The sequence below is a fragment of the Agrobacterium sp. a22-2 genome, from assembly GCF_012276985.1.
Taxonomy (GTDB): Bacteria; Pseudomonadota; Alphaproteobacteria; order Rhizobiales; family Rhizobiaceae; genus Allorhizobium.
In genome coordinates, this window is sequence record NZ_JAAXMM010000007.1 from 245,431 (window position 1) to 271,343 (window position 25,913).

General features: G+C 61.3%; 21 protein-coding genes and 3 pseudogenes. 7 read left to right on the forward strand and 17 right to left on the reverse strand.

Annotated elements, in window-relative coordinates:
• The first annotated feature begins 50 nt into the window (after positions 1-50).
• Positions 51-953 (forward strand): SDR family oxidoreductase, encoded by a 903-nt coding sequence (locus HFC70_RS13290; protein WP_168473731.1) that lies wholly within the window; start codon positions 51-53, stop codon positions 951-953.
• 322 nt (positions 954-1,275) lie between these two features.
• Positions 1,276-1,698 (forward strand): annotated as a pseudogene (locus tag HFC70_RS13295) (LysR substrate-binding domain-containing protein); the annotation flags it as partial.
• 417 nt (positions 1,699-2,115) lie between these two features.
• Here the strand turns inward: HFC70_RS13295 and HFC70_RS13300 are convergent.
• Together HFC70_RS13300 and HFC70_RS13305 are read right to left on the reverse strand one after the other, a co-directional pair.
• Complete coding sequence (locus tag HFC70_RS13300; RefSeq protein ID WP_168473732.1) at positions 2,116-2,325, reverse strand: hypothetical protein; 210 nt, start codon at positions 2,323-2,325, stop codon at positions 2,116-2,118.
• Between the two features lie 45 nt (positions 2,326-2,370).
• Positions 2,371-2,838: a hypothetical protein gene (locus tag HFC70_RS13305; protein WP_368669640.1), complete on the reverse strand. Its 468-nt coding sequence runs from the start codon at positions 2,836-2,838 to the stop codon at positions 2,371-2,373.
• A 237-nt stretch (positions 2,839-3,075) separates the two neighbouring features.
• On the opposite strand from HFC70_RS13305, the pseudogene HFC70_RS26965 reads away from it, so the two are divergent.
• Positions 3,076-3,156: pseudogene (locus HFC70_RS26965) on the forward strand (short-chain dehydrogenase/reductase); the annotation flags it as partial.
• A 221-nt stretch (positions 3,157-3,377) separates the two neighbouring features.
• On the opposite strand, the gene HFC70_RS13310 reads toward HFC70_RS26965, so the two are convergent.
• The 7 genes from HFC70_RS13310 to HFC70_RS13340 are packed head-to-tail and all read right to left on the reverse strand — an operon-like array spanning position 3,378 to position 11,047.
• Positions 3,378-4,880 (reverse strand): tripartite tricarboxylate transporter permease, encoded by a 1,503-nt coding sequence (locus HFC70_RS13310; RefSeq protein ID WP_168473734.1) that lies wholly within the window; start codon positions 4,878-4,880, stop codon positions 3,378-3,380.
• Positions 4,880-5,536, reverse strand: a complete 657-nt coding sequence (locus tag HFC70_RS13315) for a tripartite tricarboxylate transporter TctB family protein (protein WP_168473735.1) — start codon at positions 5,534-5,536, stop codon at positions 4,880-4,882. The genes HFC70_RS13310 and HFC70_RS13315 overlap by 1 nt, the downstream gene beginning before the upstream one ends.
• A 31-nt stretch (positions 5,537-5,567) precedes the next feature.
• Positions 5,568-6,548: a tripartite tricarboxylate transporter substrate binding protein gene (locus HFC70_RS13320; RefSeq protein WP_168473736.1), complete on the reverse strand. Its 981-nt coding sequence runs from the start codon at positions 6,546-6,548 to the stop codon at positions 5,568-5,570.
• A 50-nt stretch (positions 6,549-6,598) separates the two neighbouring features.
• Positions 6,599-7,447 (reverse strand): fumarylacetoacetate hydrolase family protein, encoded by an 849-nt coding sequence (locus HFC70_RS13325; protein ID WP_168473737.1) that lies wholly within the window; start codon positions 7,445-7,447, stop codon positions 6,599-6,601.
• Between the two features lie 40 nt (positions 7,448-7,487).
• On the reverse strand, positions 7,488-9,065 hold the full coding sequence (locus tag HFC70_RS13330; RefSeq protein WP_168473738.1) for a bifunctional 3-(3-hydroxy-phenyl)propionate/3-hydroxycinnamic acid hydroxylase: 1,578 nt from the start codon (positions 9,063-9,065) through the stop codon (positions 7,488-7,490).
• A gap of 30 nt (positions 9,066-9,095) precedes the next feature.
• Positions 9,096-9,989 (reverse strand): VOC family protein, encoded by an 894-nt coding sequence (locus HFC70_RS13335; protein WP_168473739.1) that lies wholly within the window; start codon positions 9,987-9,989, stop codon positions 9,096-9,098.
• Positions 9,990-9,994: 5 nt separating this feature from the next.
• Positions 9,995-11,047, reverse strand: a complete 1,053-nt coding sequence (locus tag HFC70_RS13340; RefSeq protein WP_168473740.1) for an amidohydrolase family protein — start codon at positions 11,045-11,047, stop codon at positions 9,995-9,997.
• 119 nt (positions 11,048-11,166) lie between these two features.
• On the opposite strand from HFC70_RS13340, the gene HFC70_RS13345 reads away from it, so the two are divergent.
• Positions 11,167-11,892 (forward strand): GntR family transcriptional regulator, encoded by a 726-nt coding sequence (locus HFC70_RS13345; RefSeq protein WP_168473741.1) that lies wholly within the window; start codon positions 11,167-11,169, stop codon positions 11,890-11,892.
• Positions 11,893-12,140: 248 nt separating this feature from the next.
• On the opposite strand, the gene HFC70_RS13350 is transcribed toward HFC70_RS13345, so the two are convergent.
• From HFC70_RS13350 to HFC70_RS13360, 3 genes are read right to left on the reverse strand one after another with little or no spacing between them, the layout of a single operon-like run.
• On the reverse strand, positions 12,141-12,449 hold the full coding sequence (locus HFC70_RS13350) for a heme-binding protein (protein ID WP_168473742.1): 309 nt from the start codon (positions 12,447-12,449) through the stop codon (positions 12,141-12,143).
• Between the two features lie 52 nt (positions 12,450-12,501).
• Positions 12,502-13,203: an IS6 family transposase gene (locus HFC70_RS13355; protein WP_168473743.1), complete on the reverse strand. Its 702-nt coding sequence runs from the start codon at positions 13,201-13,203 to the stop codon at positions 12,502-12,504.
• A gap of 6 nt (positions 13,204-13,209) precedes the next feature.
• Positions 13,210-13,644 carry a metallophosphoesterase gene (locus HFC70_RS13360; RefSeq protein WP_368669641.1) on the reverse strand — a complete coding sequence of 145 codons (435 nt, stop codon included), beginning with the start codon at positions 13,642-13,644 and terminating at the stop codon, positions 13,210-13,212.
• A gap of 22 nt (positions 13,645-13,666) precedes the next feature.
• Between HFC70_RS13360 and HFC70_RS13365 the strand changes: the two are divergent.
• The 3 genes and pseudogenes from HFC70_RS13365 to HFC70_RS13380 form a co-directional block, all read left to right on the forward strand.
• Positions 13,667-13,816 (forward strand): annotated as a pseudogene (locus tag HFC70_RS13365) (LysR family transcriptional regulator); the annotation flags it as partial.
• Positions 13,817-14,125: 309 nt separating this feature from the next.
• Positions 14,126-14,917 carry an alpha/beta hydrolase-fold protein gene (locus tag HFC70_RS13375; RefSeq protein ID WP_246735762.1) on the forward strand — a complete coding sequence of 264 codons (792 nt, stop codon included), beginning with the start codon at positions 14,126-14,128 and terminating at the stop codon, positions 14,915-14,917.
• A 154-nt stretch (positions 14,918-15,071) separates the two neighbouring features.
• Positions 15,072-15,542, forward strand: a complete 471-nt coding sequence (locus HFC70_RS13380; RefSeq protein ID WP_168473745.1) for an Rrf2 family transcriptional regulator — start codon at positions 15,072-15,074, stop codon at positions 15,540-15,542.
• Between the two features lies 1 nt (position 15,543).
• On the opposite strand, the gene HFC70_RS13385 is transcribed toward HFC70_RS13380, so the two are convergent.
• From HFC70_RS13385 to HFC70_RS13405, 5 genes are all read right to left on the reverse strand, one after another.
• Positions 15,544-16,065 carry an Rrf2 family transcriptional regulator gene (locus HFC70_RS13385; protein WP_168473746.1) on the reverse strand — a complete coding sequence of 174 codons (522 nt, stop codon included), beginning with the start codon at positions 16,063-16,065 and terminating at the stop codon, positions 15,544-15,546.
• Positions 16,066-16,164: 99 nt separating this feature from the next.
• Positions 16,165-16,911 (reverse strand): 4'-phosphopantetheinyl transferase superfamily protein, encoded by a 747-nt coding sequence (locus tag HFC70_RS13390; protein ID WP_168473747.1) that lies wholly within the window; start codon positions 16,909-16,911, stop codon positions 16,165-16,167.
• On the reverse strand, positions 16,898-18,274 hold the full coding sequence (locus HFC70_RS13395) for an MATE family efflux transporter (protein ID WP_168473748.1): 1,377 nt from the start codon (positions 18,272-18,274) through the stop codon (positions 16,898-16,900). Before HFC70_RS13395 ends, HFC70_RS13390 begins: the two co-directional genes overlap by 14 nt.
• Positions 18,275-18,277: 3 nt before the next feature.
• A complete protein-coding gene (locus HFC70_RS13400) occupies positions 18,278-24,799 on the reverse strand; it encodes an amino acid adenylation domain-containing protein (RefSeq protein WP_368669642.1) in 6,522 nt (2,173 codons plus the stop codon).
• 11 nt (positions 24,800-24,810) lie between these two features.
• Positions 24,811-25,878 (reverse strand): LLM class flavin-dependent oxidoreductase, encoded by a 1,068-nt coding sequence (locus tag HFC70_RS13405; protein ID WP_168473750.1) that lies wholly within the window; start codon positions 25,876-25,878, stop codon positions 24,811-24,813.
• Positions 25,879-25,913: the final 35 nt, after the last annotated feature.

Genomic DNA, 25,913 nt, shown 5'->3' on the forward strand with positions numbered 1-25,913 from the left:
TGGATGTAGTTTGCCCGATATTATCTTTTCGAACAAGAAGGAGATCGACCATGAAAGTGTTTGTTACCGGCGCGACAGGCTTTGTCGGGGCTGCCGTCGTAAAGGAGCTTCTCGCGCACGGGCATCAGGTATTGGGCCTTGCCCGTTCCGACCGTAGCGAAGAGGAACTTAAGAAACTGGGCGTGAAGGCCATCCGCGGTAACCTCGAGGCGCCCGAAACCCTTCGGGACGGAGGCAGGCTATCCGATGCGATCATTCACGCAGGTTTCGTGCATGACTTCTCCCGTTTTGCGCAAGCGTGTGCGATTGACCGCGCCGCGATCGAAACGCTTGGGACAGCCATTGAGAACACGGAGAAACCACTTATCGTCACAGCGGGGGTTGCCTTCCTCAATACAGCCGGCTCTGTCGCCGTTGAAACCGATCCCGCTTTCCCGCCGTCAGATGATTATCCCCGGGCGTCGGACGCAGCGGCGAGAACGCTCTCCGCTTGTGGTATTCCGACATGCATCATGCGCTTGCCTCCCTCAGTCCATGGCACGGGCGACCATGGCTTTGTCCCGATGCTGATCGACATCGCTCGGCAGAAGGGCTTTTCGGCCTATATCGAAGACGGAGAGAATCTCTGGCCGGCGGTGCATGTTCACGATGCCGCCCGTGCCTATCGTCTAGCCGTCGAACTCGGCCCGAGCGCCGAGACGTACCACGCGGTCGCCGAACGAGGGGTTCCATTCCGGAAGCTCGCGGAAGCGATCGCCACTGGCCTCAACGTTCCTTGCCAGCCACTGTCCGTGGAAAAAGCGCGCGAACACTTCGACTGGTTCTACGACTTTGCGTCCATAGATCAGCCGACCTCAAGCGAGCGCACGCAAACCGTTCTAGGCTGGAGCCCAGATGGGGCCGATCTGCTGACCGATATCCGTGACGCAGGCTACTTCGCCAATACCCACTGACCGTGGCATTTGGCCCTTGGCCTTAAGTGTGTGTCGGCACAAAGCAGCCGCAAGCGCTTAGGAAGAATTTACGAGCCGCCGGACCGAGGGGCGGCCGTACTCCACCAAACTAAGTCAATGCGTTTTGCCTGTATCAGGACTTCGCGCCTCTGCCCGAAAGCACGATTGCTCCCAATCCTCCCGAAGGAGTGACATCAAAACAAGATCCTGACGTCCCTCGGGCACCCTTAAGGCCGAGCGCATCACACCCTCCGTGACAAAACCGTTGAACATCATCGTTCGCGACAATCCATTGGCAGGTTTCCCTCAAGAACGACGAGCCATATCCCTTTCCCGGTGGCGATGCCGCTATCCCGAAGTGAAGATCGAGATCATCAGCGATGCGGCAGTCATCGATATCGTCGAGCAGGGGTTCGATGCCGGCGTCAGGTTCGGAAAACAGCTGGCGCAGGACATGATCGCGCTCCCGCTCGGCCCCCCGCTTCGCTATGCGATTGTCGCTTCACCGGATTACATCAAAAAGCACGGGCAACCGCAGACACAGCATGATCTTGTCGGTCATGACTGTATCAAGCGCAGATTTCCCGGCGGAACTCTCGTCACCTGGCGCTTCACGGATGGCAACGAAGAGATGGAAATCTCACCGACGGGTCGCCTCACGGTCAGCGCGGCGCATAGCGAACTGCAGGCAGCACTGGCGGGCAGAGGGATTGCGCATGTCATCGACGACTATGCCAAGCCACATACCTTACAGTCTTGCCGTGCTTTCTGGGCGACGCCGATCCTATGCTTGGCTGCGATGCTCCGCCCGGACATATGTCCTGTCGATCCAGTCGTCCACCGTTGGAAACGTCCCATCCGGATAACCGAACAAACTCCTGAACGCCCGATTGGTGAACCTGATCTCACCATCCTTTAGCGTAGCCCAAGATAGCGGGGGTTGGCAGAGCGTCAAGCATGATGCGCAGATCACGATAAGATACGTTGTGGTCCTTCTCGGCACGCTCGAAAAACTCTCGCACTGATTCCCCCAGTTCTCGCCATTCAATAAGTCTACATGACAAATATTGACGCACCATTTCCGTTTCGAAGCATTCTTAACGAACTATTGGCAGTAGAAGAGCGGTTGTTTTCATCGGGACAAGATCCATTGACTCAGGATCTACGCAATGGCGGGATTCTCGATCTTCTTGTGCAGCGCCTCCACTGTCGGCCTAAACTTTTTTGCCGCAGCATCGATCAGCCTTGGGATGAGCGATAACAAAAATGAGCTATGGCCGCCGTGCCCTATTCCGGACAGATCGACGCGGATATCTGAGACGGCTTCGCCGATCTCCGATGTCGTCCATGAAGGGAAGCGCAGTCGGTTCAAGCTTACTTCCGCGTGAGAATCGACACGCCAGCAAACACGAAAGGTTCAGCGCTCGAACCGCTCCAGCATCCTCTTCAGTTGCGCATTTTGCAGTCGAAGCTTGCTAGTCAGTTGGTCCCGGAGCAATCTGATCTCTTCATCGAGGCTTTTCGCATCGTCGGAACGCGAGGACACGACTGGAGAGGACGGCGGAGCGAGTTCAACCGGTTCAGCTTTCTTGCTACGTCTGTTCCGCTCGCGTGTCGCGACTTCGACAGTCCGCGAGGGATTCGGAGCGTCATATGCAACTGGAGAATCCGCGGCGTCGGATATTGCCGGATCAACTGCCCCCGCGACCTTGACACTTTCGATGTCAACGGCGGCCTGAGCCCGGCTTCCCATCCCAGAATGCTCGGGATCCGTTGGCACCGCATCGGATTGATCATGAGAGTGCGGCTCTTCGCCTGTCGGCCGATCCGTCGAGTTCAACGTGCGGCCGACGATGGTCTCAGTCGTATCGGCAGTGGTCGACACGTCGGGCTTCACCTCGTCGGTCGCACCGTGTCCTGGTCTCTGCTGCCCTCGCGGTGACATCAACCGAGCGAGAAGCTTCCATGGAGACGCCATTCTTTTCGACCTCGCGTTTTATCCCGCATGCAGGCTGCGAGTTCATCCTGTCGGCAAAACCACGTGCGAAATCGAAGAAAGCCGTTCCCCGCAAGTCGGAAACTCTGACGCGTTCCAGGCCGCAACAGATCCTCTCTGACAAGATACACGGTCGCGGACATCGAGCGGCTCTTTGCGGTCAATTTCTTTGGCGCCGTGCGGGCCGACCGCGCGGTCCTGCCGCATAGCTCACACGATGCCAACAGGCGCGCGCTCGGCACGATCGGCATCTCTGTCGGCGTCGGCGACAATGACGCGATCAGCGCCCCGGATGGCATCGAAAGCCGGCCTTTGCCCGCGACCTGCCCCTGATCTGCAAGGGTCGGACGCAAAGGAAGCCCCCTGCGGCCGTTAACGGCACGGCAGCAAGGGGCAGACGTCTTTCAAACGCGCGAACCGGCCCCGGCCTATTCCGCGAACACCTCGTCACGTCCCCTGCGAATGTTCGGGACAATGGCGACGAGGAGCAAGATGAGGGAGACGCCAAGCAGGCCGGCGCTGATGGGTTCGGTCACGAAGGTCGTCAGCGAACCGCGCGACAGGATCAGAGCCCGGCGCAAGTTCTCCTCCATCAGTTTGCCCAGCACGAAGCCGAGCAGCATCGGCGCGGGCTCGAAACCACAGCGGATGAGAACAAAGCCGGCAAGCCCGAACAGGCCGATGAAGAGGACGTCGGTGACCTGCGCATTGATCGAATAGATGCCGATGCAACAGAACACCAGGATGGCTGGAAACAGCAGGCGATAGGGAACCTGCAGCAGCTTCACCCAGACACCCACCAGCGGCAGGTTGATGACCAGAAGCATCAGATTGCCGATCCACATTGATGCGATCATGCCCCAGAACAGCGACGGGTTGCTGGTCATCACCTGCGGCCCCGGAATAATGCCCTGGATGGTCATCGCACCGACCATCAGCGCCATGACGGCATTGGCGGGGATACCGAGCGTCAGGAGCGGGATGAACGAGGTCTGTGCGCCGGCATTGTTGGCCGATTCCGGCCCGGCCACCGCTTCGATGGCACCCTTGCCGAAGCGGCTCGGATCATCTGCGAGCTTCTTCTCCATCGCATAGGAGGCAAATGGGGCGAGCACCGCGCCGTTGCCCGGCAGGATGCCGAAGGCGGAGCCGAGAAGCGTGCCGCGCAGGATGGGCGCGATCGACTGGCGCATTTCCGCACGGCTCGGAAGCAGGCGGCCGATCGTGCCACGTACTAGGTCGCGGTCTTCCGGTTGGCCGAGATTGCGCAGGATTTCGGCGACGCCGAACACGCCCATTGCAAGAACGGCGAAGTCGATGCCGTCCCAGAGGAAGGGCTGGTCGAACGTCATGCGCTGATCGCCGGTCTCGAGGTCGGTTCCGACAGTGGAAAGAAGCAGGCCGAGCATGATCATGGCCATCGCCTTCAGGATCGAGCCGCCGGCAAGCACAACGGCGAAAATCAGGCCCATCACCATTAGCGCGAAATATTCTGTCGGCCCGAACAGCAGTGCAGCCTTCGTGAGTGGCGCGCCAAGCGCCGCGATCAGCATCGTCGCCACCGTACCAGCAAAGAACGAACCGATGGCAGCGATCCCGAGCGCTGCCCCGGCGCGGCCGCGGCGCGCCATGGCATGACCATCGAGCGCCGTGACGACGGAGGTTGCCTCACCAGGGATGTTGACTAGGATCGCCGTGGTCGAGCCGCCATATTGCGCACCGTAATAGATGCCCGCCAACATGATGAGCGCTCCGGTGGGATCGAGGCTGAACGTGACGGGAAGCAGCATGGCGATCGTCGCCACCGGGCCGACGCCGGGCAGCACGCCGATCAGCGTTCCCACCAGGCATCCGACAAAGGCAAGTCCGAGATTCTGCAGGCCGAGCGCGACCGAAAAGCCGAGCGAGAGATTGGCAATCAGGGCATCCATCAGTTCTTCGCCTTCGCGTCGTTTGACTTGGAGCTTGCAGCACCCGTCAGGTAAAGCAGTGCCGCCACGGCCAGCATGGCGGCGGCGGCGGTCCGCAGCATGGCCTTCTGCGACCAGCCGTCCGGGAAAGCATCCATCATAGCCGTGGGCAACATGGGGATCGTCAGGTTGAGCAGGTCGCCGAACAGCAGCATGCAGGCCGGCGTAAGCGCCAGAGCCAGAACCAAAAGTTCGCGCAGGCGTGCCTCGCGGGTGGCAAAACCTGAGATGACGATCGAAAGCGGCGCAGCGACGATCAGACCGAAGCCGGGGAGCATAATCGGTCCGATCGAAAGCGGCCGGATGGTTGCGGCAAAAGTAGCAATCGCCAGTATGATGAGGGCAGGCCCGCGCAACGGCAGGCGTTCCAGCACCAGTCCACGATGGAAAAAGGAGGAGGCCGCCACGGCAGCGCCGAGGATTCCGAGCCCAACGGCGAGAACCCGCGGCATCAGGGCGGAGCCCATGGCGCTCAGCGATCCGGCATCCAGATCCCTCAGCAGCCACAGCGCCAGCGCTGCGATCGCCACAAGGATCAATCCTCCCGCAAGATTCTGCGGCACCTGCACCGTCGAAACCGGTGCTGCTGTGCCGGGCTTGTCGTCGCGCTCGCTCATCGAGCCTCCTCCTTTTTCCAGGGAATGCGGATCAGTTCGGCTCGATGCCGAGCGACTTGATTACCGTCCCCGTGTAGGCAAGCTGTGACTCGAGGAAGGCCTTGGCGCCCGACGGGCTGACCGGTTCACCCTTGGCAAGTTCGAAACCAAGCGTCGGCGCACGCTCCTTGACATCAGGCTCGGCGAGCGCCGTGGCAATCGTCTTGCTCATGGTCTCCAGGATGTCGGACGGCGTGCCGGCCGGCGCCATCACCATGAACCAGCCCTGCAGTCCGACGCTCTTCAGCGTCTCGGCGATGGCAGGTACATCGGGAAGCGTGCTGATGCGCTCGCTCCCGGCAACGGCGATGGCGCGCAGCGACCCATCCTTAATGAAAGGTTCGACGACGGAGGCCGACTGGATCGTGACCGGCGTGCGGCCGCTGATGCTGTCCTGTACGGCGTTCGAGATGGTGTTGTAGGGCACCAGCACCAACTTCGTGCCGGCGTCCTTGTTGATCGCCTGTGCGATCAGGCCGGAAATGTTGCGCGGCCCGTCGACGGCGATGCTGAGCGACCCGGGCTCCGCCTTCTCCAGCGCGATCAGTTCAGCGAGGTTGTTGGCCTTGACGTCCGGATTGACGAGCAGAAGATGGTGGCTCTTGGCGACCATGGCGACCGGCACGAAATCCTTGATCGGATCGTAGGACAGGTTCTTGATCGTGTAGGGATTGGTTACAAGGGCTGCCGAGGTGGCGAACACGAAGGTATAACCGTCATTGGCCGCACGGGCCGCCGACTGCATACCGACGACATTGGCCGCGCCGGGGCGGTTTTCCACGACGAACTGCTGGCCAAGCGCCCGCGACAGCTTGTCGGCGATGATGCGGCACAGAACGTCCGGGCTGTTGCCGGCGGCCTGTGGGACAATAACTGTCACCGGCTTCTGCGGCCAGTCGGCGGCTGCAACCGGCCCGAATGCAAGCAAGGCGCCGAGGCCAGCCAGGGTAACTCGTCTCGATAATTTCAGCATGTCTTCCTCCCGTTGAAATCAAGTGTCGTGTCTTCGCCGCGCCGGATGTGTCAGCCCTGCTCTTCGGTGATCGGATTGCGCAGTGTGCCGAGCCGGTCGATCTCGACCTCGACGATATCGCCCGGCCTCATCCAGAGCGGCGGATTGCGCTTGGCGCCGACGCCGCCCGGCGTGCCGGATGCAATGACGTCACCGGCTTCGAGGCGTGTGAAACTGGAGCAGTATTCGATCTGCCGCGCGATATCGAAGATCATCTGGGCAAAGGTCGCATCCTGCACCACCTCGCCGTTCAGGCGGGTCTGGATGCGCAACGCATCGAGTGGTCCGAGTTCGTCCGGCGTCATCATCCACGGGCCGAAGGCGCCGGTGTCGGGGAAGTTCTTGCCTGGTGTAAACTGGTGGGTATGTCGCTGGAAATCACGAATGCTTCCGTCATTGTAGCAGGCATAACCCGCAACGTGGTCAAGAGCAGTTGCACGCGAAATGTATCGGCCGGGCTTGCCGATGATCACGGCAAGCTCGCCTTCGTAATCCAGATCGGTCGAAACTTTCGGCCGGATGATCGGCTGCAGGTGCCCTGTCTGGCTGTTGGAATAGCGTGCAAAGATGGTGGGATTTTCCACCTCCGCCCGGCCGGTTTCCTTGCGATGCATCTCATAATTCAGGCCGACGCAGAGGATCTTGTCCGGGTTCGGAATGACCGGTAGCCATTCGACGTCCGACAAGGGCCATGCCTCAGCCTTAGCCGCCGCATCAGCGACGCCGGCGAAGCCTGCGGTCACCGCCGCCTTCAGGTCGGCATACTGGCCGGCCATGACGGCACCGGCATCGCGAAAGGTCTCGCCCTCGATCACGCCCCAGGTGGTGCGTCCGGCGATCTTTACGGTGGAAAGTCTCATGCGGTTACTCCTTCGAATGGGTGAGCGGATACCGGGCGTCTCAAATGAGACGTGCGCCAAGATCCTGTATCTGTTGGCGAAGAGCATCGAGGTTGGCAGCGGCGCCGAAGACGTAGTGATCCGGGCGCACGAGCGCAGCAATGGCGCCATGCCGCTCGAACCAGCCGGCCAGCACGCCATCCTTTTCGCGTAGCGCCGTATCATCCGCCGCATCCGCGCCCTCAGGTGCGATGGCAACAACCGTCAGCCCCTCTATCGCGACGGCCAACGCGTCACCTTCCGCCTGCGTGAGCCGGCGACCGTCCAGCACAAGCCGCCATGTGGGGCCGGTGAAGCGATCGAGAAGCCGGATCGCGCCGTTCTCGACGATTGCCGGCTGTGGGAAGAGCAGGCCGCGCGCCGGCGTCCCTTCGGCGGCAATCAGCCCCTCTTCGATTGGGGGCACGATGTCCTGGCGGGTGATCACCAGCGGCTGTCCGCCGCCATCGGCGAGAATGCGGGCATCGCGGGCGTCCGCAGCGTGAGGGTCGCGTTCGCAGATCGCCTGCCCGATCGCCTTGATTTTGCCGGTCAGTGTCTCGACATGGCGCTTGCGCTCCTGCGTGTAGGTCGAAAGCAGAGGTTCGCCGGACTGGCCCTTGAGGATGCGATCCAGCCGCCAGATGAGGTTGGAGACATCGCGCAGGCCCTGGCACATACCCTGGCCAATGAACGGCGGCTGCTGGTGCGCCGCGTCGCCGGCAATCAGCACCCGGCCACGTTGCCAATCGTCGGCCACCAGCGCATGGAAGCGGTAGGCGGCGGCTCGCCACAGTTCTCCGTCCTCCGGCGTCAGCCAAGGCGAGAGAAGCTGCCAGACGTTTTCCGGTTTTTCCATCTGGCGCGGATCTTCGCCCGGCAGAAGCATGATTTCCCAGCGGCGGTGGTTCTTCGGCCCCATGATGAAGCTTGCCGGACGGGCAGGATCGCAGAACTGGGCAGACGTCTGAGGAAGCTTGGCAAGTCCCTCGTCGTTGACCAACACATCGATCACGAGCCAGGGTTCATCGAAAACCAGATCTTCAAGGCTGATGCCCGACAGCTCGCGCACACGGCTCGATGCCCCGTCGCAGCCGATCAGATAGCGGGCGGCGACCTTTCGTGTCTCGCCCGAGGCATCCTTCAGCGTCGCGATGACTTCGTCCTTGCAGATATCGAGATCCATCATTTCGACGCCAAGCGAGATCGTGACGCAGTCGAACCCCTCGGCATGGTCGCGCAGCGCAGCCTCGATCGGAGGCTGGGTAAAGACCATGCTCGGCGTGTAGCCAAGCGGATAGGGCTCCGGCACCATGTCGATGCGGCGGATGAGCTGGCCCTTGGCGCCAAAGTGCTGCGAAGCGGTGAAGGGCGCGACATGGGGCATCACCTGATCGACGATGCCCATGTTGTCGAAATGGCGCAGGATTTCATGGTCGATCGCGATGGCGCGCGGCTTGTCGTAAATGTCCGTTAGCCGGTCGACGACCAGGGTGGAGTGGCCGCGCGCGCCAAGCATGCCGACGGCAACGGCGCCAGCGGGGCCAAAGCCGACCACCAGCACATCATAACGGTCTGTGATTGAAGTTTCGTTCGTCACGGATAAGCCTCTGCACTGATAATTCCGGCGTCAGGCGCCAGAAAACCCGATGGAAATCTGCGCTTTTTTGCAGGCATCGCTTTTGGGCGGCGCAATGCCCCAATGATCGGTCCGGCCGGCAGGCCAGACCCACTCGTCCGGTCCCTTCACGCGGTAGCTCTCGTCCACCTGAAGGACTTCCGCGGTGTATTCGATGACGACACCCATCGGGTCGACGAAATAGGCAAACACATTATCGCCCGGACCGTGACGACCGACACCCCAACCGATCGGATAACCATGATCGACGACGAGGCCGGAGCCGCGCATCACCGATTCCAGGTCCGGCATCAGGAAGGCGATGTGGTTCAGGCCGTGTGCGGCGGCATCGGCCAGCACGACGGCATGGTGATCGCTGTTGCAGCCAAGGAAGGCCATCATCTTCGACCGGTCCGTCAAGCGGAAGCCGAGCACCGTGCGGTAGAAGTTGGACAGCGCCTCGATGTCGGCGCTGTTGATGTTGACATGCGCCAGCCGCAGCACCCGGTTCGGCACGACAGTCGCTTGCCTGCGGCGGTCGCCATGCACGAATTCCAGAACCGAACCCTGCGGCTCGCGGATGACAAACCTGCGTCCACCGGTCAGCGGATCGGCAGCGCCCGGCTCGCGCAGCACCGCGCAGCCGAATGCCACCGTCTTTTCATAGAGGGCGGCAAGATCGTCCGCCGAACGGGTGCGGAAGGTGATCTTGCGCAGTTCCGAGCGGTCGGCCTGCTTCAGTTCAAGCACATGGCAATCGTCACCGGTCGCGGCCAGGAACACTTTGTCACCGACCTCGGCAACCTTTTCCAGCGCCCAGACCCGGGTGTAGAAATCCACCGATGCGGCAAGATCGGGCGTGCCCAGTTCCACGCTGCGTAGTGCGATCACGGGAAAGTCCGTCATGTCCATCAAGTCTCCTCTTCCAGTGCGAGGAAGGCCAGCGCGTTGCGGAATGTCAGCCGTTCGCGAAGGCCGGCATCTGCGAAAGTCTGTTCGATCCGGGAAACCGGTTCCTTTTCCCGGAAGTTGAAGGGATAGTCCGTGCCGAGCATCACCCGGTCCTCGCCGAAGACGGAAACGATGCGCTTCAGCATCTCCGTGTCGAAGACCAGGGCATCGACATAAAGCTTGCGCGCCTGAGCAAGAGGCGTCTCCGGCAGGCTGTCACGCACTACCGGAAAAGTGTGGTAGCCCTGCTCCAGGCGCGGCAGAAGCGCTGCGAATGTTCCGCCGCCGTGGCTGAAGGCGATGCGCAGTTTCGGAAACTTTTGTAACAGCCCGCCGGTGATGACGGAGGCGGCGGCAAGCCCGATGTCGGTCGGATAGGCCAACACCTGCTGCAGGGGCGCGGGGCCGACCAGGCGATCCATGCCCGCCGGGCGCACGGCATGAACGAACACTGCAGCGCCCAGCCGTTCGGCCTCCGCGAAGAGGGGATGAAAGCGCGGATCGCCGATGGGCACGCCATTGATGTTGCTGCCGATCTCGACACCGCAAAAGCCGGGAATCTGCATTGTTCGCTGCAATTCGGCAATGGCAAGATCGAGGTCCTGCATGGGCAGGCCGCCGAGGCCGACGAAGCGCCCCTGCCCTTCCTGCACCAGTGCGGCGATCACATCGTTGACGTGGCGAACAAGATCGAATGCCGGACCGGAAACAAGCCAGTAGCCGAAAAGCTCCGGCATGGGAGACAGTGCTTGAACGGCAATGCCGGCGCGATCCATCTCTTCAATCCGACGTTCGGCCACCCAGCAGGCATCACTGACCGTACGGTAAGGCTTATCATCGATCACAACGGTCGCGTGGCAGTCCTTGACGGCAGTCATCGACGGCCAGCCGGCCATCGGCATTCTGCCAGGTGCGGGAGGAAAGCTGGACGGCACGACATGGCAGTGCACATCGATACCTGCGCAGCCACAACCGCTCCTGAAGCGCCCCACTTTCCCCCCGCTTTTGCTCATGCTGAACTCCTCCGATGGCACTTGATAATATACAAACTTTTCTACGTAAAGGAATAATTTATATATTTTTCTGACGAGTGAGGTAGTGTATATGAAACTATGAACTGCGGTGGAGCCACATGAACATCGAAATGTCGATTAAAGGGGCGGAAAGCCCGGCAACGCGCGCGACAAGCATCTATGAGCGCCTGAAGGCCGACATTCTCTCAGCATCGCTCGAACCCGGCCGCAAGCTGCAACTGCGCTTCCTGATGGAGCATTATGATGCGGGGCAGACACCCCTGCGTGAAGCGCTGAACCGGCTGACCACAGAAGACCTTGTGATCGGCAAGGAACAGCGCGGCTTTTTCGTCAAACCCATCAGCCTTGAGGAATTGGGCGAACTGACGAAAACGCGCTGCTGGGTCGAAGGCCTGGCGTTGCGGGAATCCATTGCAAACGCCGCGCCGGCCTGGGAAGAGGAATTGCTGGTGGCGCATCACCGGCTGGATCGTGCACCGCGTTCGCTCAATCCTGATCGTTTCGAAAGCAATCCGGAATGGGAGCGGCTGCACCGCGCCTTTCATGCGCAACTGATCGCCGGTTGCGGATCAAGGCCATTGATCGGCTTTTGCGAACAACTGGCTGACAGGCTGAACCGCTACCGGGCGCTCTCCAGCCGCAAGGCGTTTAGGGTCCGCAAAGTAAGCCAGGAACACGCAGACATTTTGAAAGCAGTGATGGATCACGACACCGAAGGGGCTGTTCGTCTGCTGCAACGGCATTACGAGCAGACAGCGGAATTCATCCGCACGGATCTGGAAGCGACGGACGCAAGCGGCATCGTGCAGCCAGCATCCGTCTGAGACAGGTTTGATGACTTCGCCGCATTTTGCCGCATGAACTCCAGTATGCCGGGCCCGAGACTTTCATCGGCCGTTCCTGTCGCAACACCCTTGACCACGTCCGGGCCGAGCCTGCCAGCGAAGGCGCGGACGCCTTCAGCGATCTCCGGCGGCTTTGCCGACATAGGCGCTAGTCCCCACGGACTGGCGCCCATGTTCGCCACAGTGGCGAGCATCCCACCGTCTGGTGACGCCTTGTCTTTCTGTAATTATTCGACGGTTTTTGGCGCAGCCCGCAAGCCCGCCTTTTCAATGCAGGCAATGGCGCAGAGCTCGTCATTATCACCAATATCGCCCGAAATCCCGACGGCGCCGATCACTATTCCCTCAGCATTGACGACGAGGACACCGCCTGGCGAAGGCACCATGCGCCCGCCGCTGACAGTGGCAAGAACCGTGATGAAGGCGGGGTTCTTTGCCGCACGCTCCGTCAGTTCGCGGGTCCCGAACCCCATGCCCAGCGATCCCCAGGCCTTGCCATAAGCGATATCGAAGCGGACGATGCCCGCGCCGGGCATCGTAAACTTAACTTATGCAAGGCCGGCGAAGGACGCCATCCCCAGATACCTCTCATGCTCGGGCAATTTTTTCCCAAAGGGTCATCGCCGCCGTGCGCAATTCGCGATGGTGGCCGGAGGAGATGTCGTGGCGCGGGATGTGGAATAGGTTGGCGATCGGGTCATGGATAGAGACAAATCGTTGTAGATGTCGCTGTGACTTGAAGCGCTTCATGATCCGCTCTCGTCGCCGGACTGGCTGGTGAGAATTCTCCGCCCGATTATTCAACCCTTTATGGGAGCGATGCTCGATACCCGGCATGATCTCTCGCTTGGCTGCGCCGTAGGATCGGAGCTTGTCTGTGATCATCACCCGCGGCGAACGTCCCTGGCCCTTCAAGAGCTTGCGCATCAGGCGCTTGGCGGCCTTGGCATTTCGGTGGCTTTGAACGAGAACCTCCAAGACGAAACCGTCCTGATCAACTGCGCGCCAGAGCCAATGCTTCTTGCCACGGATTGAAACAACGGCTTCATCGAGATGCCACTTGTCCCCGAGCCGACCGGATGATCGACGACGGATCTCGTTGGCAAAGGTGCGGCCGAATTTCTCCGCCCACAGCCGGACGGTTTGGTGCGAGACAATGATCCCGCGGGCAGCCAGCAAGTCCTCGACCATTCGCAGGCTCAGAGGGAAACGGAAATAGAGCCACACGGCGTGGGCAATGACGTCAGCGGGGAAGCGGTGTCGACGATAGGGTGGATCACGGTCTGTCATGGCCCGTCACTCGCACATCAAGTTCCACATTCCGTTAAGTTGACGATGCACGCGGCGGATATCGGCGGCGATGTTCTCAAAATCAGGCACCGGACGACTGGAATATGCGCTCACTGTCGCCACGCCTCCCCAGTCCATCCAGTTGACGGCGTCCTCATAGGTGAGAGTACCGCGAAGGAGCTCACGCAGGTAAAAATCATGATTGCCGAGAATGAGCCGGGAGCCCGGATAGAGATCGAGTGTCGAGCAGACCTGATCGAGTACCTTCGGACTGTGAGGGCCGCGATCGATCAGATCGCCCAGAAAGATCACGACAGGCTTAGTTTGATGATTATTCGCATGGGCGGCGATGTATCCAAGCATGGCTTCGAGAAGATCGGCGCGTCCATGGACGTCGGCAATGGCATAGACGGTGGATGGTAAGCTCTCGGTCGGTATCACTACTTTTCCTGCCCGCTTCCCTGTGGAACAGGCCAACCTGAAGGAACTTGAGGCGGTCATCGCCATTGCCCGGCGCGGGACATTTCGTGCAGCGACTGTCGATCTCGGCATGTCCACGACCGCGCTGAGCCACACAATAGGCAGGCTTCAGGCAGGACTGGACGTCCGGTTACCGCTCCAAGCGGCACTCGAGGTCAAGGATTTGCGGTCGAGCCATCCGGTTTGCAGGTCACCTTGCGTTCTCGGTGAACGCGATAGTTCTTCTACAGCACTTTTTCGATCTCGATGCCCCAGCCGGGTCGGTCTGGCCGTAATTCCATATGCGATCAACGAGCGAGTATGAATCGAGCCCGCCGGCGCATGCACGTGTGGCTTGCAGCACGTTTCCACTTGCGAAAACCTCAGCGGCTTTATACGCTGGAGCGCCTGCTACGCACGATGAAAGCTGCCAGAGATGTGTTTTGGATGCTATGATATCGAATTGCGCAAGCGGGGTGCCAGCGTTCTGGTAGTTCTCTTCTCACATTCGTCTAAGCATCATTTCAAATCCATCGACTTTTCGGCTGACGTCCTGAGCATCGCTGACAAGGACGACACCTATTTCACTGCCGTACCAGACGCGCTGATGAATTTCATAAAAAGCGTCAGCGCCTCGTACGATTTGGTAGTCGCAATCGGCGGAAGCAAAGGAGGCCATGGTGCCATTTACTACGGCACACTTCTTGCTCGCGCGATCGAAAAGCCGGTCCGCGTAGTTGCGTTCAGCCCGGTAGTCGTGCTCTCGGAAAACGCCAATGAGGTGCCCTATATCTCCTATCGCCAGCTTATGGAACGAGCACGGAATTCACAAAAACTAGCGGAAAACCTCCGCAGATCAACGAAAGTGACCACTGCAGATCCGCCTGACAATCTAACGGTTTTCTGTATTGTCGGCGCTGAAAATCACTGCGACTGTGTAGAGGCGAAACGCCTGGTGGGTGCGCATATCTTGGCCCTGCCGATGTATCATCATGAATCTGTCATCCCGTTTCTCTGCGATACGAGCGATTCGAAAGCTGTGACAAGAACCGTATTGGTCTTGTACGACAAGGCTGCGGAGGAGGCCGATGTTGCGCATCTTCTTCAAGAAGGCGGCATTGACAAAATGATCGCGGATCTTTCCCGAGTTCCAAAACAGGCCCGCCTCAGCGAACTCACAGACTTTGTCATCAAGGGTGACATCACAAGCATCAGGGAACTGGTGAAAACGGTCAATATCGAAACATCCGGATAAAAGCCGTCGGCTTCACGATCAGGCTCGCACTGACGAAAGAATCTTTACGCTACAGTCCCAGACCGGCCCGGTCGGGCGTCTATCCTTCAGCAACCAGGCGTGGTCATGCCTGTGTCATGGTCCTGTTCTGCGGGATGTGTTGGGGAGAGAGGTGATGTATTTCACGCGTGAGACCGAGACCGCGCTTATCGTCGTTGCCGCCTGCGCCCGAAGGCCCGGTCGCTCGCTTGCCTTCTGGGAGATCGCCGAGCCAGGCAACGGCAGCATGGAGGAGATCGCGAGAAGCGCCTCGCTCCTGCTCCGGCATGGGTTGTTGAAGGGCGACCTGGACGGGCGCGTGACGCTCGCCATCGACCCGGCCAACGTAACGCTTGGCGCTATCCTGCGCTTGACCCAGCCCGACCTCACCCGGCCCGGACACCGCAGCGTTCGCCGCATGGGCAAGAACGTCTTCACACTCGCCGTGGAAGCGGCCTCGTCGAATTTCCTGAGGATTGCCGAACAATTCACCGTCGCCGATTTCATGGCGGATCGCCCATCTGGGGAACGCTATGCAGCATGCGGATCTTATTGTAATGCGCATGGCGAACGTCCGTCGCCGCAAGGCAATATCAAGAGTGAATAGATCAGGCGCCGGTTTCCAGGCTGTCGTCCATGGGCTCCAACCGGGGGGGCGCGGTCAACAGCATCAGACGCTCGCGAACCGGGCGGGCTGCCACAAGGCTGCAGTGAAGACAGGCGACACCTGAACCATCGGGCGAGGCTATGAGGTCCGCAATGGTGAACCGATCGAGCAGACGGACGAAGAAGGACGAGGCCGCCGCAACAATGCTGTCAAGCAAGGGTTGACCGGCGAGCGTGCCGGGCTCCGGTTCTCCCGCGTTGCCGTCCAGTTCCGGCTGGGTGATGCGCAGCACGTCGACCAGCTTGATCTCGGTTGGATCGCGCGCAAGGCGGACGCCGCCGCCCGGGCCGCGATCGCTGTTGAGGAAACCGTTGCGCACGAGCAGGGCGACGACCTGATAGGCATGGTCCTTCGTCGTGCCGACCTCCTGCGCCAGATGCTGGGCAGGAAACTTCGTCGCGGGACTTCTGGCACAGACCGCCAATATGCCGATTGCAATCTCGGATTGCCGCTTCAAACGCATAGAGACCCCAATCAAGGGTGTTAGAATTCAATCCATGCGTTGTCGCATATTCGGTCGAGGGTAGCCATGGGCAATTGCAACAAGCCCGATTTGACCCCGTTAAATCGGCTCGACCGCGAGGAACGGCGTCGTCCGGAAAAGCCGCGGACGGACTGGAGCTGCATCGGGTAATGCTACCGCCAGGGCATATTCCTCCCCACCCTCAAGCATAAAAAGTTGCCAGCGTCGGGGATCATCGGCGCCGCCATCGCCAAAATGGATCGAAGGTCCGGCCGGCCCAAAGGTGATGGCGAAATCCTGCAGCGGGATCGACAGCCCCATGCCGCGCGCCTTGATGTAGGCTTCCTTCATCGTCCAGAGCGCAAAGAAGCGGCTCTCTTGCTCGGCTGCCGGCAGCGTATTGAGGGCGCTGACTTCGTTTGCAGCGAAGAAGCGATCCGCAATGTCGAGAAAGCCATCCGGTGGATTTGTGCGCTCAATATCGACACCCGGCGACGGTGACCGACAGACGGCAAGCACGATCCGCCCATCGGTGTGAGATAGGTTGAAGTCGAGGAGGCCGGCGCCGGCGCCGGCGATGTATGGTCGGCCGTAATCATTCGCCTGGAAACGCCAGTCGGCCGGCTGAACGTCCGGACAGTAGCGCGCCAGTGTCGTGCGCAGGAGCGCTCGCGCAACCAGGAACTGGTGGCGGTGGCGTGGGAAATGGAAGCGATCCTTCCGCACCCTTTCCTCGGCGGTGAGCAGAGCTTCGTATTTGGCGAGGAGATCCGGATCGGTGATCGCCGGATCGTCCGTGATATGGAGATGGATCTCGTCGGGCGGAAGAAGCTCAGACGATTGCATTGCGCATCCATCCCCGCGCGTGCCAGCGCGAAACCATGAAAACCGCCTTCAGCGTCTCCTCGATGATGAGCGCGTACCAGACCCCTTCCACCCCATAGCCTGCCTTCACGCAGAAGAGCCAGGCAAGTGGTAGGCCGAGACCCCAAGTGAGCCCAACACTCGCGATGACCGGGACCTTCACGTCACCGGCAGCGCGAAGCGACTGCAGCAGCACCGTGTTGAAGGCGAAGCCGGGCTGGATGAAGATCGTCAACAACAGCAGGTGCTTAGAGAGGACCAGGACTTGGCCGACCTGTCCGAACAACCCGAGGAACTGGCTTGAGAAGAGCCAGAGCAAAAGCGCGATCCCGGTCGTGGCGAAGGTCGCGGCAAAGCTGGAGCGCAGCGCCTGGCGATAGGCATCCGCCGGTCGACCCTCGCCGCAGCGATAGCCGACAAGCACCTCGTTACCCTGGCTGATCGCCATGACGACGAGAACGAGGAAGGTCATTGCGAGCATGACGTAGGTACGGCTCAAGACGCTTTCGACGCCAAAGCCGGCAACGAAGCCGAGGAGCACAAGCTGGTAAAAACCATAGCCGATATAGTCAGAGACACTCGGAAACGCGAGGACGACCATGCGCCGCACTTGTACGAATTGCGTCCTGATAGCACCGGGCGCCCAGCGGAGCCCCAGCGCACGATAGAGGCCGAGTCCGAACAGCAGAGCCATTGCGATCCTTGATGTAAGCGTTGCATAGGCCGCACCCGTTACGCCAAGAGGGGGGATTGGCCCAACACCAAGCACGAGCATATAGGCCGTCGCGATGTAAACCACGGACAACGTGAGGCCGGTCGTCACGATCACGCGGCTCCTGCCGAAGGCCCTCAGGCAAGAGATCGCAACCGTGGCAAACGCATTGAAGGCCATGGCGGTGGCGGCGATCGAAAGATAGAGGTTCGTCTCACGGACGATCGATGCCGGAACGTCGAGCAGCCGCAGCACGATCGGGCCGCATAGGAAAAGCAGCCCACCCACCGCAAGGCCGAAGATCGTATTGGCCGAGACCGCGAGCGTTGCGATCTGGCGAGCGCCCTCTTCGTCACCACGCCCGAGGCTGTGCGATATCAGGATGACCGCGCCGATCCCGACCATACCCGACATCTCGAAGACGATCTGCAACATCTGCCGCGCGACCGCCACCGCTGCGGCCGCATCGGCGGAATAGGCGCTTATGATCAGCAATTCCGACAACATGACCGAGAAGGTCAGCAGCGAATGCACGAACATCGGCAGACTCAGCCGGAAGAGCGACTTTCCCGTGAGGGCGGATGGCGAGCGAAGCGGCCGCTCCACGTTGCTGAAGGTCTCGACTGCATCCATACCTCAGGCCATCGTGCGTTCAGCCCGCGGGCCGCGCCGACCCGCGAGGCGATCGCGACCGGCGAGGCGCGAAACGGTCCTGTCGATTTCCGGCCGTTCAGCTTCATAGCCGCCTTGGAGTGCCGCGAGATGGGCTGCCATGCTTTCCAGGGTCGGGAAGCGAAAAAAGTCCGTGATATCGAGTGAGACACCGAATCGCTTGCTGACAACGCCCTGCAGCGAGACGACGAGCAGCGAATGGCCGCCGCGTTCGAAGAAATTGTCACCCGGACCGACATGATCGACCTTCAACGCCTCACGCCAGATCGCAGCGAGCGTCGCGGCGGGTTCGCCAGAGATTGGTACGATCGTTTGTGACGCCGCGGGTTGCGGTCGATGCGCCGGAAGCGCCCGTCGATCAACCTTGCCGTTTGGCGTAAGCGGGAAGGCATCGAGCGACACATAGACCGACGGCAACATGTAGGCCGGCAGCGTTTCGGCCATATGCGCACCGAGCTCCGCGGTCGTCCCTCCGACACCCGGTCTACGCCAGCGCAGATAAGCGACAAGCTGCTTGCCGGCGCCGCGATCCTCGACAAGCACCGCCGCTTCGGCGACGTTGGGATGGGTGGCAAGCCTCGCCTCGACCTCGCCAAGTTCAATGCGGTAGCCGCGTAGTTTCACCTGATTGTCGATCCGACCGAGAAAATCGAACGCACCGTCTTCCCGCAGGCGGACGAGGTCACCAGTGCGATAGAGGTGATGGCCGTCGGCCTTGGTCCGCCGGAAGGGGTTCGGCACGAACCTCTCCGCGGTCAATCCGGGTTTTCCCCAATAGCCGGGGCTCACTCCGGCACCGCCGATATGGAGTTCGCCGGGCGTGCCCCTCGGCACGGGCTCGCCGCGCCGGTCGAGAACATAGAGCTGGGTCCGGTCGATAGCGCCAGCGACCGGGACACCGGATCCGTCCAGGTGGTCGCGCTTTACCTCGGCGGCGGCAGACCAGATGGTCGTCTCAGTCGGACCGTAGAGGTTCCAGAGCGAGCCACCGCGGTCGAGCAGGTCGATCGCAAGACGGTTGTCGAGCGCCTCACCGCCGCAAAGCATGCGAAGCGTCTTGTCGCCTTGCCACTCTGCCTCGATCAGCATGCGCCACCCAGCGGGTGTCGCCTGCATGACGGTCGGACGCACGCGATCGACAAGCGCAGCAAGACGCCGGCCGTCGCGAACAATTTTGCTGTCGGCAAGCAGCACCGTTCCTCCTCCCGCGAGCGGCGCGAACAATTCCAGCCCTGCGATGTCGAAGCCGATCGTGGTTAGCGCCAGCAGGCGATCGCTTGCGCCTATGCCCGGCTTTTCGGCCATGGAGACGATGAAATTGGCAAGCGCGCCATGCGTGATCGCTACGCCCTTGGGACGACCGGTACTGCCGCTCGTGTAAAGGATGTAAGCGAGGTCATCGTCATGGACCATGGCAGGTTCGAAGGATTTCCGTGCGACATCGACCGATTGCGTCGGGTCGACAACCGGAATGTCTCCCGGAACGGCCCCCCGCTCGCCGTCGTCGAGATCCGTCAGCACCAGCGCCGCGCCGGAATCGGCCAGCATAAAAGCGATACGATCCGCCGGATAGTCGGGATCGATCGGCAGATAGGCCGCACCTGTGCGCATGACGGCCAGCAGCGACGGCATGAGAGCGCCTCCGCGCCCCATATAGACCGCAACGATTGCACCGCGACCAATGCCATGGTCGCGAAGCCGCAGGGCAAGAGCGTCTGCCTGGCTGACGAGGTCGCCATAAGATGTGACGCTATCGCTGCCTTCACCCACACGGACGACCGCGGCTTTGTCCGGCTCTCGATTCGCCCTGGCCACGATCTGGTCGTGAACGACCGGGGATGGTTGCCTCTGCTGCCCGAGGCCGGTCTGGAGCAGGCTTTCCCGTTCTGCGGGATCCAGCATTTCGATGGCTCCGAGGCATGCGCCGGGATTGTCCGCGATCGAGGAGAGCAAAGCCTCGAAGTGCCGGAGCAGACGAGCCGCGGCAATGGACGAGATCCGTGACGGATCCGCGGCAAGGGCGATCTCGATCTCGGCACCGGGAAAGATGCGAAGCGACAGCGGGTAGTGCGTGCGCTCATAGCTGCCGGGGTCATTAAGGGTGAGTGCCCGTGTTCCGTTCGAGAAGGCGGACCGCATCGAAAGCGGCAGGTTCTCGATGATAAGCAGCGTTTCGAAAAGCGGTCGGTCGGCCGTCGTGCCGGCCCATCGCTGAATATCGGCAAGCGCCGCATGCCCATGCTTTTCCCGCTGGCGATGTTCGGCCTGGAGGCCCTGAAGCCAGTCAGCCACGGTCTCATCTGGCCTCGTGCGAGCGCGAAACGGCACTGTGTTCAGGAACAGGCCAATCATACGGTCCGCATCCGGCAGGTCCGGAGGGCGGCCCGATAGGATCGTTCCGAAGATCACGTCGTCCTCAGACCCATATCGCGAAAGAAGCAGCGCCCAGGCGCCTTGCAGCACGGTCGCGAGCGTTAACCGCTCCCGCCGCGCCATGGAAGCAAGCCGTGTGGAAATACTGGTTTCAAGGCTGCAGCGGATCTCGACGAACGCGTCCCGACCAGCCTCGACGGCGCGCGTCTCGCTGAAAAGATCGCTTTGCGGAAGATCGGCGAGAGCCTGGGTCCAATAGGCTTGTGCTGCAGCAGCATCCTGCCGGTCGCGCCAGGCCACGTATTGGCGATAGGAAGACGGCGGAACCGGTAAATCCTCGCCGGTATAGGCCTTCAGCATCTCTCCGACGAGGAGCGAGCCGCACCAACCGTCCATCAACAGGTGATGGAAACTCCAGACGAAGCGATGGCGGTCGTGCCCCAACCGGATGAGCGCAAACCGCAAAAGGGGTGCAGCGTCGAGTACAAAGCCGCGGCGGCGATCCGCCTCCAGCCACGCAGCAAAAGCCTTTTCCTGTCCTGCCGGATCTTCGGCGGACCAATCCGCTTCATGCCATTCCGGCACGACGGCGTCTGCGATGACCATGACCGGCCGTTCGAGATCCACCCAGCGGCAGGAACCGCGCAGGACCTCGTGGCGCGCGACCACCTTCTTCCAGGCGGCCTTGAATGCATCGACATCAAGCGGTCCTTCCAACACGCACCAGCATTGTTCGAAATAAGTGCCGGAGGTCGGCGCCATGAGGCTGTGGAACAACATGCCCGCCTGCAGCGGCGTCATCTCGAAGCTTGGCGCAACGTCTGCAACCTCGACGGTAGAAACCTCGCTCTCGACAGCGAGCGAAGCCGCGGAGGCCTGGGCCGCAACCGTCTGCAACTCGAAAATCTGGGTCGGTTCAAGCTTCAACCCCTTGGCCTGCGCTTTCGCGACGATCTGGACGCCGATGATGGAATCGCCGCCGAGGTCGAAGAAGTTATCCTCAACACCAATATCCTCTCGCCGGAGCACGGCCTTCCAGATCGTCAGCAACGTCGCCTCGGATGCATTGCGGGCGGAAACAGGGGCAGCGCGCGTTGCGGAGACCTGGGGCACAGGCAATCGTCTGCGGTCCACCTTGCCGTTCGGGCTGAGTGGAAATTCGGTCAGCAGCACGAAGGCCGTCGGCACCATGTAGCGCGGCAATTGCGCGGAGAGCGACTGACGAAGCCTGTGCTCCGTCGCTCCATCGTTTGCCGACGGCACATCGCGCGTCAGCACGTAGGCGATCAGTCGCTCGTTTTCCGCGTCAAGCGTGACGATCGCGTGCTTGACGACGCTCTCGCGCAGCAGTTTGTCCTCGATTTCGCCGATCTCGATGCGGTAGCCGCGGAGTTTCACCTGGAAGTCGGTGCGGCCGATGAATTCAATCTCGCCATCCGTCTGGCGGACAACCGCATCACCTGTGCGATAGAGCCTGAGAGTAGGGCTTCTTTCGTCGTAGAAGGGGTTCGGCACGAAACGGGCGGCCGCAAGAGCTGGGCGGTTCCAGTAGCCGGAGCTGAGGCAAGGGCCGCCGATGTAGAGTTCGCCCGGAATGCCGCGCGGCAAGGGCTCCATGTAGGTGTCGAGAACGTGGAGATGTGTGTTGTCGAGGAGACCGCCGACCGGTACCTTGCCGCTTTCCGCGTGGGCCGGGGTGACCTTGAGCGCACTCGCCCAGATCGTCGCCTCGGTCGGGCCATAGACGTTCCAGAGTTCTTTCGTGCGGTCGATGAGCTTGCGGGCGAGCGGCGCATCGAGCGCCTCGCCGCCGCAAAGCACCGTCAGATGCGGCAAACCTTCCCAGCCGCTGTCGATCAGCATGCGCCAATAGGCCGGCGTTGCCTGCAGATGCGAGATGCGATCCTCGATGAGCACGCCAGAGAGCCGCTGTGGAGAGAGCAGCAGGTCCTGGCCGTAAAGCACGGTGGTCGCGCCGACGCTGAGCGGCAGGAGCATTTCCAGGATGGAGATATCGAAGGTCGGAGTGGTGATTGCCAGCAACCGGTCACCGGGCGCAAGCCCGGGCGAGACCGCCATGGAACGGAGGTGATTGAGCAGGCTGGCATGTCCGATCGGTACACCATTCGGCCGTCCCGTACTGCCGCTCGTATAGAGGAGATAGGCAATGCGCGCGGGATCGGACGGCGGCAGGGCCACAGCGCCATCGTTTTCCGGCAGGGGAAGGGTCGGATCGAGAGAGCGCTGGGCCGGATAAAGGTCTGCCCTGTCCGTCAGCACAAGACCGACACCGGAATCATTGAGCACGTACGCAACCCGCTCGGCCGGATGATCGGGATCGAGCGGAACATAGACTGCGCCCGCTTTCAGAATGGCAAGGAAGGCAACGACGGATTGCCCCCTGCCCGGCAGCGAGACAGCGACCCGGTCACCGGGGCGAACCGAGAGGCCGACGAGCGTGGCGGCCAGCGCGTTCACGTCTTCCAGCAAAGTGCTATAGGTCCAACTGCGGCCCTGGCTTTCGAGCGCAATTGCATCGGGTTGTCGCAGGGCGATGTCCGCGATCGCATCGTGCACGGTGATGTCCGGCAGCGGCTGCGCCGCCGGCGTTCCGAGCGCAACGATGGCCGCACGCTCTTCCTTCGAGAGATAGGCGAGCGTCGGGAGCAGCGCGTAGGGTTGTCGCAGGATGGAACGAAGCAACACCTCGAAATGCGCCGCCATGCGCTCGATTCGCCAGGCATCGAAGATTGCCGCACGATATTCGATGTTCAGCAGATAGCCCGATTCCCGTTCCATCACATACCAACTGAGATCGACCTTGGTTTCTCTCAGCCGGGCCGGCTGCTGGCGGACGTGGAGATCGTCTATGCCGAAATCAATCCGCTCGGCATTCTGTGCGCGATAGCTCTCCGATTGCAGCTGGAACATGATCTGCGAGAGCGGGTTCTGCCGCTGATCGCGGCTCATACCCAGCGTTTCTGCTATCATCGGGAACGGGAACGCCTGGTGGTCAAGTGCGTCCGAAAATCGCTCCTGGACAGTCGCGACCCACTGCGGAAACGTCATGCGCGGGTCGAGTTCTGCACGCAACACCAGTGTGTTGGTGAACAGACCTATGAGCCCCGCGGCGCCCGGATCGCTCCGGCCAGCGACAGGCACGCAGACTGACAGGTCCCGCTCGCCGCTGTAACGATGGAGCAGCAGCTTGAATGCCGCAGCCATCACGACGAAGGGCGTCGTTCCGAGCCGGCTGGCGAGCGACGCGATCTGCGAGGACACCGAGACTGGAATGACCCGCGTTGCCGCCGCCGCCGTCATGTCGATACTGCTGCTGCGGGACCGGTCACTCGGCAATTCAAGCGGCTTGAGACCGGTGAGGGTTTGTTTCCAGTAGTCGCGCGCTCGACCGCAATCCGGACTCCGAAGCCATGCTTGCTGATCAAGCACCAGATCGCCAAAGTCGCGGACGATCTCGGTGAGTGCGGGCGTCTCTCCCATACGATAGGCACGGTAACAGGCTGTCAGTTCCCGCATGAGCACCCCACGCGACCAGCCGTCCGCGACGATGTGATGGAGGGTAATGGCAAGCAAGTGTTCGCTCTCGTGCTGCCGGAAGAGATGTGCCCGGATGAGCGGCGCCTGCGAAAGATCGAAAGGTTCGGTCGCTACAGTGAGTGCAAGCGCCTCTCCGTCCTCCCCCGTCGCCTCCAGATCGGTGAAGCCCATCGTGAAGGCACCGTCCATATGAACTTCCTGCCAAGGCTTGCCCGCTTCGACGGGAAAGGCCGTCCTGAGCGGCGCATGACGCGCGACGATCATGGCCAGGCTCCGCTCCAACGCCACGCGATCGAGCGGTCCCTCGAAGCGCCAGCGATAGGCAACGTGATATGCCGAACTCTCGGGATAGAGGCTCTGCTGGATCCAGAAATGCATCTGACCGGGCGTCAGTGGCAGACGCGCCGGGCGCGTGACGACCGACTCCTCCTCCGGCGCCACTCGTTCCCAGGCAATCCCGCGGGCTTCAAGTTGGCGTCGGAAGGTCTCGCGTTCAGCAGGACCGAGTGCGGCAACGCGGGCACGCAACGCCAGGATCGGATCGGCAGCGTTCACGGGCAATCCCCTTATATGGCTTCGGCGATCGTCGTCTTCGGCGCATGGCGGCGCGCCAGCCGCGCGAGATGCGGCAGGCCGCCCATGACGAGATCATAGTCCTGTACGAAATCAATCAGACATGCGATTTCGTCGATGCCTGCAGCGCCAAGCGCCTGCACTGTCTCCGCGGTGCTTTCCGGCGTGCCAATCAGGGAGCGCCCCCTGATAAAGCCCTCGACTCCGAACTCGATGAGGCTGTCCAGATCGTCTCGGCTGAAATTTTCAAGCGCGATGTCCAGACCCATGCTGCGAGCCAGCCCCTCGAGCAGATGGTAATGAGTCCTCAGATAGTCGCTGAAGGGTCCCTTGACATTGGCCTCGACCGTCTCGACATCGGAGCCAAGATAGGTATGCACCATGATGGTGACGGTTCCGGCCGCCGGATCGAAACCGTTCTTTTCCAGCGACCGGCGGTAGGCGGCGATCTTGGGCGTTAGGCTTTCCAATGTCTCGCCGAGCAGCGCCGTCAGCACGTTGATGCCGCGGCGGCCGGCTTCCACGAAGGTCTCTGTCGACTGGCACGCTACCCAAAAGGGCACGCGCGGTTGCACCGGCCGCGGCAGCGTCTTTGCCTCGACGGCATTGCCATCTGCATCCTCGAAGGTGACCGTCTCGCCGGCAAGCAGTTTGACTATCTGATCGTAGCTCCGCCACATCAGGCTACGTCGGCTGCCATGCGGTTCGCGGGAGAGCACGAATTCGTTGCGCGTCCAGCCCGACGCAATCGCGACCCCGGCGCGGCCGCGCGAGAGATTGTCCACGACGGCTATTTCTTCCGCGACGCGCACGGGATGATGGAGCGGCAGAACGATGCTGCCTGAACGCAATTGCACCCGCTTCGTCACCATGGCGAGCGCGGCGTGGATCGTCGAGGGATTGGGATAGAGGCCGCCGAAGGCGTGAAAATGGCGTTCCGGCACCCAGAGCGCGGTCAGGCCGTTGTCGTCGGCAAACCGTGCGCTGTCCATTAGCAGCCGATAGCTATCACCGCTTGCAGCCGAGCCATCGCCGTCGAAATAAAAGAGGCTGAATTTCATCGTCGTCGTTCCTTCGCGTATCTCTGGTGGATGGC

Excerpts from the sequence above, each read along its gene's own strand:
- HFC70_RS13290 (WP_168473731.1), top strand. The coding sequence starts at position 51 with ATGAAAGTGTTTGTTACCGGCGCGACAGGCTTTGTCGGGGCTGCCGTC.
- HFC70_RS13310 (WP_168473734.1), bottom strand. The coding sequence starts at position 4,880 with ATGGATGCCCTGATTGCCAATCTCTCGCTCGGCTTTTCGGTCGCGCTC.
- HFC70_RS13315 (WP_168473735.1), bottom strand. The coding sequence starts at position 5,536 with ATGAGCGAGCGCGACGACAAGCCCGGCACAGCAGCACCGGTTTCGACG.
- HFC70_RS13320 (WP_168473736.1), bottom strand. The coding sequence starts at position 6,548 with ATGCTGAAATTATCGAGACGAGTTACCCTGGCTGGCCTCGGCGCCTTG.
- HFC70_RS13325 (WP_168473737.1), bottom strand. The coding sequence starts at position 7,447 with ATGAGACTTTCCACCGTAAAGATCGCCGGACGCACCACCTGGGGCGTG.
- HFC70_RS13335 (WP_168473739.1), bottom strand. The coding sequence starts at position 9,989 with ATGACGGACTTTCCCGTGATCGCACTACGCAGCGTGGAACTGGGCACG.
- HFC70_RS13340 (WP_168473740.1), bottom strand. The coding sequence starts at position 11,047 with ATGAGCAAAAGCGGGGGGAAAGTGGGGCGCTTCAGGAGCGGTTGTGGC.
- HFC70_RS13345 (WP_168473741.1), top strand. The coding sequence starts at position 11,167 with ATGAACATCGAAATGTCGATTAAAGGGGCGGAAAGCCCGGCAACGCGC.
- HFC70_RS13350 (WP_168473742.1), bottom strand. The coding sequence starts at position 12,449 with ATGCCCGGCGCGGGCATCGTCCGCTTCGATATCGCTTATGGCAAGGCC.
- HFC70_RS13355 (WP_168473743.1), bottom strand. The coding sequence starts at position 13,203 with ATGACAGACCGTGATCCACCCTATCGTCGACACCGCTTCCCCGCTGAC.
- HFC70_RS13380 (WP_168473745.1), top strand. The coding sequence starts at position 15,072 with ATGTATTTCACGCGTGAGACCGAGACCGCGCTTATCGTCGTTGCCGCC.
- HFC70_RS13385 (WP_168473746.1), bottom strand. The coding sequence starts at position 16,065 with ATGCGTTTGAAGCGGCAATCCGAGATTGCAATCGGCATATTGGCGGTC.
- HFC70_RS13390 (WP_168473747.1), bottom strand. The coding sequence starts at position 16,911 with ATGCAATCGTCTGAGCTTCTTCCGCCCGACGAGATCCATCTCCATATC.
- HFC70_RS13395 (WP_168473748.1), bottom strand. The coding sequence starts at position 18,274 with ATGGATGCAGTCGAGACCTTCAGCAACGTGGAGCGGCCGCTTCGCTCG.
- HFC70_RS13405 (WP_168473750.1), bottom strand. The coding sequence starts at position 25,878 with ATGAAATTCAGCCTCTTTTATTTCGACGGCGATGGCTCGGCTGCAAGC.